This is a genomic window from Kordia sp. E, assembly GCF_056033805.1.
In genome coordinates this window covers 1-1,095 of record NZ_JBRASR010000008.1, presented here as the reverse complement: position 1 = coordinate 1,095, position 1,095 = coordinate 1, and the positions used below count along the sequence as shown (strand labels likewise).

The 1,095-nt window shown below is 42.1% G+C and carries 1 protein-coding gene; it reads left to right on the top strand.

Annotation, left to right across the window (positions count from 1 at the left end; genetic code table 11):
* A partial coding sequence (locus ACUUYC_RS25280; RefSeq protein WP_474270600.1) for a Calx-beta domain-containing protein occupies positions 1–1,095 on the top strand: 1,095 nt, incomplete at both ends.

Genomic DNA, 1,095 nt, shown 5'->3' with positions numbered 1-1,095 from the left:
AGACAAGTGTTAATGTTAGTATTCCAATTACCGATGATACAGTAGGGGAACCAACAGAGGACTTTAGTGTAAATGGAAGTGTAACAAGTGGAAACACGTCAAATACAACAGACTCAGGAACGGTAACGATCACTGATAATGATACCCCTGCTATGAGTGTTGGCGATGTAACGATCGCAGAAGACGGCGGACCGGCAAGTGTACCGGTAAGTATTGATAATCCAAGCAGTGTAGATACGGTAGTTAGTATTACTACAGTAGATAACTCAGCGGAAGATCCAAATGATTATACTAGCACTACTACTACTGCAACAATCCCAGCAGGACAGACAAGTGTGAATGTTAGTATTCCAATTACCGATGATACAGTAGGGGAACCAACTGAGGACTTTAGCGTAAATGGAAGTGTAACAAGTGGAAACACCTCAAATACAACAGACTCAGGAACGGTAACGATCACTGATAATGATACCCCTGCAATGAGTGTTGGCGATGTAACGATCGCAGAAGACGGCGGCTCAGCATCTGTACCCGTAAGTATTGACAATCCAAGCAGTGTAGATACGGTAGTTAGTATTACTACAGTAGATAACTCAGCGGAAGATCCAAATGATTATACTAGCACTACTACTACTGCAACAATTCCAGCAGGACAGACAAGTGTGAATGTTAGTATTCCAATTACCGATGATACAGTAGGGGAAGATAGCGAGGACTTTACAGTAAATGGAAGTGTAACAAGTGGAAATACCTCAAATACAACAGACTCAGGAACGGTAACGATCACTGATAATGATACGCCAGCTATGAGTGTTGGCGATGTAACGATCGCAGAAGACGGCGGCTCAGCATCTGTACCAGTAAGTATTGACAATCCAAGCTCGGTGGATACAGTAGTTAGTATTACTACAGTAGATAACTCAGCGGAAGATCCAAATGATTATACTAGCACTACTACTACTGCAACGATTCCAGCAGGACAGACAAGTGTGAATGTTAGTATTCCAATTACCGATGATACAGTAGGGGAAGATAGCGAGGACTTTACAGTAAATGGAAGTGTAACAAGTGGAAATACCTCAAATACAACAGACT